General features: G+C 70.1%; 6 protein-coding genes. 5 read left to right on the top strand and 1 reads right to left on the bottom strand.

Features of this window, described 5'->3' with window-relative positions:
* The first annotated feature begins 12 nt into the window (after positions 1–12).
* The 4 genes from nuoL to recQ all read left to right on the top strand — a co-directional run bounded on the left by nuoL (position 13) and on the right by recQ (position 7,392).
* On the top strand, positions 13–1,908 hold the full coding sequence (gene nuoL, locus AC0KTA_RS15660; protein ID WP_481055733.1) for an NADH-quinone oxidoreductase subunit L: 1,896 nt from the start codon (positions 13–15) through the stop codon (positions 1,906–1,908).
* Positions 1,909–1,913: 5 nt separating this feature from the next.
* Positions 1,914–3,485 (top strand): NADH-quinone oxidoreductase subunit M, encoded by a 1,572-nt coding sequence (locus tag AC0KTA_RS15655; RefSeq protein WP_481055732.1) that lies wholly within the window; start codon positions 1,914–1,916, stop codon positions 3,483–3,485.
* Positions 3,482–5,134, top strand: a complete 1,653-nt coding sequence (gene nuoN, locus AC0KTA_RS15650) for an NADH-quinone oxidoreductase subunit NuoN (protein WP_481055731.1) — start codon at positions 3,482–3,484, stop codon at positions 5,132–5,134. Before AC0KTA_RS15655 ends, nuoN begins: the two co-directional genes overlap by 4 nt.
* A 260-nt stretch (positions 5,135–5,394) precedes the next feature.
* The gene (gene recQ, locus AC0KTA_RS15645) at positions 5,395–7,392 is read left to right on the top strand and encodes a DNA helicase RecQ (RefSeq protein ID WP_481055730.1); all 1,998 of its coding nucleotides are present in this window, start codon (positions 5,395–5,397) and stop codon (positions 7,390–7,392) included.
* Positions 7,393–7,643: 251 nt separating this feature from the next.
* On the opposite strand, the gene fahA is transcribed toward recQ, so the two are convergent.
* On the bottom strand, positions 7,644–8,948 hold the full coding sequence (gene fahA, locus AC0KTA_RS15640) for a fumarylacetoacetase (protein ID WP_481055729.1): 1,305 nt from the start codon (positions 8,946–8,948) through the stop codon (positions 7,644–7,646).
* 194 nt (positions 8,949–9,142) lie between these two features.
* On the opposite strand from fahA, the gene AC0KTA_RS15635 reads away from it, so the two are divergent.
* Positions 9,143–10,417 carry a carboxylate--amine ligase gene (locus AC0KTA_RS15635; RefSeq protein ID WP_481055728.1) on the top strand — a complete coding sequence of 425 codons (1,275 nt, stop codon included), beginning with the start codon at positions 9,143–9,145 and terminating at the stop codon, positions 10,415–10,417.
* The last annotated feature ends 16 nt before the right edge of the window (positions 10,418–10,433 follow it).

Below are 10,433 nucleotides of genomic sequence, written 5' to 3'. Positions count from 1 at the left end.
GGTCGCTGAATCGTGGAGAACTTGATTGCGCTGCTGGTAGCGGCGCCTCTGCTCGGAGCGGCCGTACTGCTGTGCGGCGGGCGCCGGTTGGACCGCGTGGGCCACTGGCTCGGCACGGTGCTCGCGGCCGTCTCCTTCGTGATCGGCCTGGCGCTCTTCAGCGACATGCTCGGCAAGGGCACCGAGGAGCGGTCCCTGCACCAGCACCTGTTCAGCTGGATCCCCGTCGAGGGCTTCAAGGCGGACGTGGCCTTCCAGCTCGACCAGTTGTCGATGACGTTCGTCCTGCTGATCACCGGTGTGGGCACGCTGATCCACCTGTACTCGGTCGGGTACATGGAGCACGACGAGCGGCGCCGCCGCTTCTTCGGCTATCTGAACCTGTTCCTCGCGGCGATGCTCCTGCTGGTCCTCGCCGACAACTACCTGCTCCTGTACGTCGGCTGGGAGGGCGTCGGCCTCGCCTCGTACCTCCTGATCGGCTTCTGGCAGCACAAACCCACCGCGGCCACCGCGGCCAAGAAGGCCTTCCTGGTCAACCGCGTCGGCGACATGGGCCTGTCGATCGCCATCATGCTGATGTTCACCACCTTCGGGACGTTCGCCTTCGAGCCCGTCCTGGGGGCCACCGGTGAGACGAGCGAGGGCAAGCTGACGGCGATCGGCCTGATGCTGCTGCTCGCGGCCTGCGGCAAGTCCGCCCAGGTGCCGCTGCAGTCCTGGCTCGGGGACGCGATGGAGGGCCCGACCCCGGTCTCGGCCCTCATCCACGCGGCGACGATGGTGACCGCCGGTGTGTACTTGATCGTCCGCTCCGGGGCGATCTTCAACGGCGCCCCGGACGCCCAGTTGGCCGTCACCGTCGTGGGCGCCGTGACGCTCCTCTTCGGTGCGATCGTCGGTTGCGCGAAGGACGACATCAAGAAGGCACTCGCCGGTTCGACGATGTCCCAGATCGGCTACATGATCCTGGCCGCGGGCCTCGGCCCCATCGGCTACGTCTTCGCGATCATGCACCTGGTGACGCACGGCTTCTTCAAGGCCGGGCTCTTCCTCGGCGCCGGATCGGTCATGCACGGCATGAACGACGAGGTGGACATGCGGAAATACGGGGGCCTGCGGAAGTACATGCCGGTGACCTTCGTGACGTTCGGTCTCGGCTATCTCGCGATCATCGGCTTCCCGGGTCTGTCCGGCTTCTTCTCCAAGGACAAGATCATCGAGGCGGCGTTCGCCAAGGGCGGCACGGAGGGGTGGATCCTCGGCTCGGTGGCGCTGCTCGGCGCGGCCATCACGGCGTACTACATGACGCGCGTGATGATCATGACCTTCTTCGGAGAGAAGCGCTGGGAGCCCGACGCTCAGGGCAACGCGCCGCATCCGCACGAGTCGCCGAAGTCCATGACGATCCCGATGATCCTGCTCGCCGTCGGATCGGTGTTCGCGGGTGGCTTCTTCAGCATCGGCGATCGCTTCATGCACTGGCTGGAGCCGGTCACGCACCACGACCACGGCGACTCCCCGCTGAGCGCCGCCACGGTCACCGGCGCCACCATGGTGGTCCTGGTCATCGGCGTGAGCATGGCCTGGGTGCAGTACGGCCGGCGTCCGGTGCCGTCCGTCGCCCCGCGCGGCGCGATGCTCACCCGCGCGGCCCGCCGCGACCTGCTCCAGGACGACTTCAACCACGTGGTCCTGGTGCGCGGCGGCGAGCACCTCACGCGCTCCCTGGTGTACGTCGACCACACCCTGGTCGACGGCGTGGTCAACGGCACGGCGGCCTCGGTCGGCGGGCTCTCCGGGCGGCTGCGCAAGTTGCAGAACGGCTACGCACGCAGTTACGCGGTCTCGATGTTCGGCGGCGCGGCGGTCCTCATCGTCGCGACGCTGCTGATGAGGGCGGTCTGATACCGATGTCCTTTCCTCTGCTGACAGCGACGGCCGCGCTCCCCGCGGTGGGCGCGATCGCCACGGCGGCTGTTCCGGCCGCGCGGCGGACCGCCGCCAAGTGGCTCGCGCTGCTCTTCTCGCTGGCCACGCTCGCGCTGGCCGTCGTGGTCCTCGTCCGGTTCGACCCGGACGGCGACCGCTATCAACTGACCGAATCGCGCTCCTGGATCAAGGACTTCGGGGTGCGGTACGAACTCGGGGTGGACGGCATCGGTGTCGCCCTGATCGCGCTCACCGCCCTCCTGATCCCCTTCATCATCCTGGCGGGCTGGCACGACGCCGACCCTCTGGAGACGAAGTCGTCGCGCTGGCGGCCCACTCAGGGCTTCTTCGCCCTGATCCTGGCCGTCGAGGCGATGGTGATCATCTCCTTCGAGGCCACCGACGTCTTCCTCTTCTACGTCTTCTTCGAAGCCATGCTCATCCCGATGTACTTCCTCATCGGCGGCTTCGGAGACCGCGCCCACGCGGGCAGCGACGAGAAGGCCTCGGCCCAGCGTTCGTACGCAGCCGTGAAGTTCCTGCTCTACAACCTGGTCGGCGGCCTCATCATGCTGGCCGCCGTGATCGGGCTCTACGTAGTCGCGGGGAACTTCTCGCTCCAGGAGATCGCCGAAGCACGGGCCAACGGCTCGCTCGACATGGCGACCAACACCGAACGGCTGCTGTTCCTCGGCTTCTTCTTCGCCTTCGCGGTGAAGGCCCCGCTCTGGCCGCTGCACACCTGGCTGCCGAACGCGATGGGCGAGGCCACGGCCCCGGTCGCCGTGCTGATCACGGCGGTGGTCGACAAGGTCGGCACGTTCGCGATGCTGCGCTTCTGCCTCCAGCTCTTCCCGGAGGCGAGCAAGTGGGCGACACCCGTCATCCTCGTACTCGCGCTGATCAGCATCATCTACGGAGCGCTGCTCGCCGTCGGCCAGCGCGACATCAAGCGCCTGGTGGCGTACGCGTCGATCTCGCACTTCGGGTTCATCGTCCTCGGCATCTTCGCGATGACGTCCCAGGGGCAGTCCGGCGCGACGCTCTACATGGTCAACCACGGCCTCTCCACGGCCGCCCTGATGCTGGTCGCCGGCTTCCTCATCTCGCGCCGCGGCTCGCGCCTGATCGCGGACTACGGAGGAGTGCAGAAGGTGGCACCGGTGCTCGCGGGCACCTTCCTGGTCGGCGGTCTCGCCACGCTCTCGCTGCCGGGCCTCGCGCCCTTCGTCAGCGAGTTCCTGGTCCTGGTGGGCGCGTTCGCGCGCTACCCGGCGGTCGGGATCATCGCGACCCTCGGCATCGTGCTCGCCGCGCTCTACACCCTCGTCCTCTACCAGCGGACGATGACGGGCCCCGTGAAGCCGGAGGTATCGGCGATGCCGGACCTGCGGGTGCGTGAACTCGCCGTCGTCGCCCCGCTGATCGCGCTCCTGATCGGCCTCGGTGTCTACCCGAAGCCGCTCACTGAGCTGGTGAACCCGGCGGTCAAGCACACCATGTCCGACGTACAGAAGAAGGACCCCCAGCCCGAGGTGGAGGCGGCCAAGTGAGTGCGACAGCCGTCCACAACCTGTGGACAATGGCGGCGGCCGATCCGATCGACAAGATCGACGCGCCAAAGATCGAGTACGGCCAGCTGGCGCCGACCTTGATCGTCATCGGTGCGGCCGTCATCGGAGTGCTCATCGAAGCCTTCGTGCCGCGCAAGTCCCGTTACTACGCCCAACTGTTCGTGTCCGTCGTCGCGCTGGCCGCCGCGTTCGCCGCGGTCGTCGCCCTCGCCTCCGGCGGGTACGGCACCACGAAGGCCCGGATCGCCGCCATGGGCGCGATCGCGGTCGACGGCCCCGCGCTCTTCCTGCAGGGCACCATCCTCCTGGCGGGCCTGGTCGCGATCTTCACGTTCGCGGAGCGCAGGCTCGACCCGGTGACACACGGCAACCGCATCGACTCCTTCGTGGCGCAGGCCGGCGCCGTGCCCGGCAGCGCGGGCGAACAGGCCGCCACCAAGGCTGGGTTCACCACCACCGAGGTGTTCCCGCTGGCGCTCTTCGCCATCGGCGGCATGCTGGTCTTCCCGTCGGCGAACGACCTGCTGACGCTCTTCATCGCCCTGGAAGTCTTCTCGCTGCCGCTGTACCTGCTGTGCGCCCTGGCGCGCCGCAAGCGGCTCATGTCGCAGGAAGCGGCCGTGAAGTACTTCCTCCTCGGAGCCTTCGCCTCCGCGTTCACGCTGTTCGGCATCGCGCTGATCTACGGCTACGCGGGCTCGGTGTCGTACGGCACGATCGCGAAGGTCGTCGACGGCACGCTCACGACGGTCGACCCCGCCCTCGCGGGCACCATGGGCAACGACGCGCTGCTCCTCATCGGCGCCGCGATGATCGTGATGGGCCTGCTGTTCAAGGTGGGCGCGGTGCCGTTCCACATGTGGACGCCCGACGTCTATCAGGGCGCGCCCACGCCGGTCACGGGCTTCATGGCGGCGGCGACGAAGGTGGCCGCGTTCGGCGCGCTCCTGCGCCTGCTGTACGTCGTGCTTCCCGGCCTGCGCTGGGACTGGCGGCCGGTGATGTGGGGCGTCGCCGTGATCACGATGCTGGGCGGTGCGATCGTCGCGATCACCCAGACCGACGTCAAGCGGCTCCTCGCGTACTCCTCGATCGCGCACGCCGGCTTCATCCTCGCCGGTGTCATCGCGACGACGGAGGAGGGCGTGTCGTCGGTGCTGTTCTACCTGGCCGCGTACTCGTTCGTGACGATCGGCGCGTTCGCGGTGGTCACGCTGGTGCGGGACGCGGGCGGCGAGGCGACGCACCTGTCGAAGTGGGCGGGGCTCGGCCGCCGCTCCCCGCTGGTCGCCGCGGTGTTCGCGGTCTTCCTGCTCGCCTTCGCGGGCATCCCGCTGACCTCCGGATTCTCCGGGAAGTTCGCGGTGTTCAAGGCGGCGGCGGAGGGCGGCGCAGGCGCGCTGGTCGTGGTCGGTGTGATCTCGTCCGCGATCGCGGCGTTCTTCTACATCCGCGTGATCGTGCTGATGTTCTTCAGCGAGCCGAAGGCGGACGGCCCGACGGTGGCCGTGCCGTCGCCGCTGACGATGACGGCGATCGGGGTCGGGGTGGCGGTGACGCTGGTGCTCGGTGTGGCGCCGCAGTACTTCCTCGATCTGGCCGGGCAGGCGGGAGTCTTCGTCCGGTAGGCGGGGCTCCGGCCCGGGGCTTCGGCTCCGCCGGGCCTGTTCGCGTACGGTGCCGCCCGGCACCCCGGTTCCACGGGGTGCCGGGCGGTGGCGTGTGCGGGGGCGCCACGGTGATGGCGCATTCGTCACACTGCGGGGGGCGAGCCTGTGGATAACTTCGAGAGGTGTCGGCGCCGACCCCTATCGTGGACGCAGTGGTGGAAGCACGCGGTGGTCGAGGCGTGACGTACGGGGGCTGGGCGAAGCATGGGATCGGTGGCATGACAGAGATGGACGAGGGCTCGCGTCCGTTCGCGGACCCGTTTGAGGACCCGTTCGAGGACGAGGACCCGTTCGCGGGCGAGGACCCGTTCATGAGCGGGCAGGGGTCCTCGGGAGCGGGCCCGGGCGCGCGCGGGGGCGCAGGCGGAGCCGCGGCGAGCAGCGGCACCGCACTGGAGACACTGCACCGCGTCTTCGGGTACGACTCGTTCCGCGGCGAGCAAGGCGCGATCATCGACCACGTGGTCGCGGGCGGCGACGCGGTCGTCCTCATGCCCACCGGCGCCGGCAAGTCCCTGTGCTATCAGATCCCGGCGCTGGTCAGGCCGGGCACGGGCGTCGTGGTCTCGCCGCTCATCGCGCTGATGCAGGACCAGGTGGACGCGCTGCGGGCGCTCGGCGTGCGGGCCGGGTTCATGAACTCGACGCAGGACTTCGACGAGCGCCGCGTGGTGGAGGCCGAGCTCCTCGCGGGCGAGCTGGACGTGCTGTATCTGGCCCCGGAGCGGCTGCGCCTGGACACCACCCTCGACCTGCTCTCCCGGGCCACGATCTCCGTCTTCGCCATCGACGAGGCGCACTGCGTCGCGCAGTGGGGCCACGACTTCCGCCCCGACTATCTGGCCCTGTCCGTCCTCGGCGAGCGCTGGCCGGACGTGCCGCGCATCGCTCTGACGGCGACGGCGACGGACGCCACCCATCGCGAGATCACCCAGCGCCTTGCCATGCCGGACGCCAAGCACTTCGTGGCGAGCTTCGACCGGCCGAACATCCAGTACCGGATCGTGCCGAAGGCCGACCCGAAGAAGCAGCTCTTGACGTTCCTGAAGGAGGAGCACGACGGCGACGCGGGCATCGTCTACTGCCTCTCCCGCAACGGCGTGGAGCGGACCGCCGACTTCCTGTGCGCGCACGGAGTGCGTGCGGTGCCGTACCACGCCGGTCTGGACAGCGGGACGCGCGCGCTGCACCAGTCGCGGTTCCTGCGGGAGGACGGCCTGGTGGTCGTCGCCACGATCGCCTTCGGCATGGGCATCGACAAGCCGGACGTCCGCTTCGTGGCCCACCTGGACCTGCCCAAGTCCGTCGAGGGGTACTACCAGGAGACGGGCCGCGCGGGCCGCGACGGACTGCCCTCCACGGCCTGGATGGCGTACGGCCTCCAGGACGTCGTCCAGCAGCGGAAGCTGATCCAGGGCAGCGAGGGCGACGAGGCGTTCCGGCGCCGCGCCGCCGCCCATCTGGACGCCATGCTGGCCCTGTGCGAGACGGTCCAGTGCCGCCGAGCCCAGCTCCTGACGTACTTCGGCCAGGACCCCACGGCGCCGACGTGCGGCAACTGCGACACGTGCCTCACCCCGCCGGAGACCTGGGACGGCACGGTGGCCGCGCAGAAGCTCCTGTCGACGGTGGTGCGGCTGCAGCGGGAGCGCGGCCAGAAGTTCGGCGCGGGCCAGATCGTCGACATCCTCCTCGGCCGCAGAACGGCCAAGGTCATCCAGTTCGACCACGACCAGCTCTCCGTCTTCGGCATCGGCGAGGAGCTGGGTGAGGGCGAATGGCGGGGCGTGGTGCGGCAGTTGCTGGCCCAGGGGCTGCTCGCGGTCGAGGGGGAGTACGGGACGCTGGTGCTGACCGAGACCAGCGGTGCCGTCCTCGGCCGGCAGCGGGAGGTACCGCTGCGCAAGGAGCCCAAGAAGCCTGCCACCGCGGCGCGTTCGGGGGCGAAGGGGGAGCGGAAGGCCCGGGCGGCCGCCGCGGTGGCGGAGCTGCCCGAGGAGGCCGTGGCCGTCTTCGAGGCACTGCGGGCGTGGCGGGCCGCGCAGGCTCGCGAGCAGGGGGTTCCGGCCTACGTCATCTTCCACGACGCGACGCTGCGGGAGATCGCGACGGCGCGGCCGTCCTCCGTCGCGGAGCTCGGGGGCATCGGCGGGGTGGGCGAGAAGAAGTTGGCGACGTATGGGGAAGGGGTGCTGGAGGTGTTGGCGGGGGTGTAGGCCCTGCCGGGGGCTCCCCTAGCCCGCCCCTTCCCGCTGCATCGATCAGCGGCTCCGCCGCGGGCAGAGGGCTGCCGCCCCCTGGACCCCCGCTTATCGCCGCTCCGCGGCTCGTCCTCAAGCGCCGGACGGGCTAGAAGGGTGGGCGGGTGAGGGATATAGCCCCTCCGGCGTTTGAGGAGCGGGGGTCCGGGGGCAGAGCCCCCGGTTTCGGGAAGGGGCGGGATTGGGGAGCCGCCAGCCGGCCCGCCTCAGCCGCCCGTCGGGGCGATGCGCCCCGTGACCTCGCCGAGGCCCACCCGGGTGTCGCCGGGGCCGGGGGCCCAGGCGGTCATGGTGACCACGTCGCCGTCCTCGAGGAACGTCCGCTTCCCGTCAGGGAGTTCGAGCGGATCCCGCCCGTTCCAGGTCAGCTCGATGAGGGAGCCGAACTGCTCGGGGGAGGGCCCGCTCACGGTGCCGGAGCCGTAGAGGTCACCGGTCCGCAGCGAGGCGCCGTTGACGGTCATGTGGGCGAGCTGCTGGGCGGCGGTCCAGTAGACGGTGGAGAAGGGGGGTTCGGAGATGACGTGACCGTTGAGGGAGACGGTGATGCGGAGGTCGTAGCCGCCGGGCTCGTCCGCGACGGACTCGGCGGAGTCGTCGAGGTAGGGGAGCAGCGCCTCGGTGCGCTCGGGCGGGGTGACACGCGCCGCGTCCAGGGCCTCCAGGGGCGTGATCCAGGCCGAGACGGAGGTGGCGAAGGACTTGCCGAGGAAGGGGCCGAGCGGGACGTACTCCCAGGCCTGGAGGTCGCGGGCCGACCAGTCGTTGAGGAGGCAGAGCCCGAAGACGTGCTCGCGGAAGTCGGCGAGAGGCACGGGAGTTCCGAGCGTGGAGGGCGCGCCGACGACGAAGCCGACCTCCGCCTCGATGTCGAGCTTGACGGACGGGCCGAAGACGGGCGCCGTGTCGGCGGGCGTCTTGCGCTGGCCGGTGGGGCGTACCACGTCCGTTCCGGAGACCACAACGGTGCCGGACCGGCCGTGGTAACCGATGGGCAGATGCTTCCAGTTGGGGGTGAGCGGGCTGGGTGCGTCCGGGCGGAACATGCGGCCCAGGTTCGAGGCGTGGTGCTCGGAGGCGTAGAAGTCGACGTAGTCCGCGACCTCGAAGGGCAGGTGCAGGGTGACGTCGGAGAGGGGGTGGAGCAGCGGGCGGACGATGTCGCGGTGGGCCGGGACCGTCACCCAGGCGGTGAGGGCGCGGCGGACGTCGCTCCATGTCCGGCGGCCCGCGGCGAGCAGCGGGCCCAGCGTGGGCCGGTCGAGCAGCGAGACGTAGGGCGAGCCGAGGGCGGCGGCGGCCGCGCCCGCGTCGAGGACGTACGAGCCGAGCCGGACACCGACCCGGCGCCCGTCCCGGGCGGCGGCATGCCCGTCGGCGGCGGCAGAACCAGGCGTTGATCCGGGCGCGGGGTCCGTTGCGGACCCGGCCGGGGAGAAGACTCCGTACGGAAGATTGTGCGGGCCGAAGGGGTCGCCCTCGGGGAGGTCGAGCGGGTTCTGCTCGGACATGCGTGCCTGCCTCGCTTTCCAATCTGGGTGCCCCACACGTTACGTGGGAAGCACGGGTCGGGGCAGTGTCTAAAGAGTTCGCAATGTCCGGATAAACCTTGGGTGGAGTGGTCAGTTCCTGCTTAGCTTCCATTTGGGGGACGCGGACAGGGGTGGGTCCGGGTTCGGTGCGGAGGGGACGCGTGGGGGGACCCGTGACCAATTCCAGCGGCGGCGTGGGCTTGCGGCCCGACCGTGAAGTGCCCGGACTCGTCGTGAAGTTCGGCGACTACCCGCTGCACCACGGCGGGGTGGGTGCGATCCGCAGTCTCGGGCGCCTCGGCATCCCCATGTTCGCGATCACGGAGGACCGGCACACGCCGGCCGCGGCGTCGCGCTACCTCACGCGTGCGTTCCCATGGCCGACCACCGGCACCGAGGACCCCGCGTTCCTGGTGGAGGGGCTGCTGCGGATCGGGCGGCGGATCGGCAGGCCGACGGTCCTGATCCCCACGGACGAGGAAGCGGCGGTGCTGATCGCCGAGCACCAGCGGGAGCTGGGCGACACGGACTTCGGCGGGTTCCTGTTCCCGCGCGTGGAGCCCGCGCTGCCCAGACGGCTCGCCAGCAAGCAGGGCCTGCACGAACTGTGTGCGGAGCACGGCCTCGCCTCGCCCGCCTCGGTGTGCCCGCAGAGCCGGGACGACGTGGAGAAATTCGCCGCGACGGCCCGGTTCCCCGTCGTCGCCAAGAACCGCGAGGCGTTCCAGCGCCGCGAACAGCCCGCGGTGAACGGCACCACGCGCATCAACACCCCCGAAGGCCTGCTGAAGCTGGCGGGCGGCTGGGCGGAGCGGCCCGGCGTGATCCTGCAGGAGTACCTGCCGCGTGAGCAGGCCGAGGACTGGGTCGTGCACGCCTACTGCGACGCGGACTCGACGCCGCTCGCCCTGTTCACCGGCGTGAAGGTCCGCTCCTGGCCGCCGCACGCGGGCATGACGGCGAACGCGTACGTCGTCGACAACCCGGAACTCGCCGACCTCGCCGCACGTTTCATCAAACAGATCGGCTTCACCGGCATCATCGACCTGGACCTCCGCTTCGACCGCCGCGACGGTCAGTACAAACTGCTCGACTTCAACCCACGCATGGGCGCCCAGTTCCGCCTCTTCGAGAACGAGGCGGGGATCGACGTCGTCCGGGCGATGCACCTGCATCTGACCGGCCGCGCCGTCCCCGAGGGGGAGCAGCGCGCGGGACACCGCTATGTCGTGGAGAACATCGACCTGCCCGCCTATCTCGCCTACCGCCGCAGCGGCTATGTGACGCCGCACGCGCCGGCGCGCGCCAGCGGCACGGAGCTCGCCTGGCTCGCGGCGGACGACATGCTGCCTTTTTTCACCATGCTCGCGCGTTTCGTACGGCCGGGGGCGAAGCATCTCTATCAACTGTGGCGGACCAACCGCCACGGCAGCACGACCACGAAGTGACGGTGCGCCCGTGCGA

The sequence above is a fragment of the Streptomyces sp. Y309 genome (genome assembly GCF_056712025.1).
This window is presented reverse-complemented; position numbering and strand designations above follow the sequence as displayed.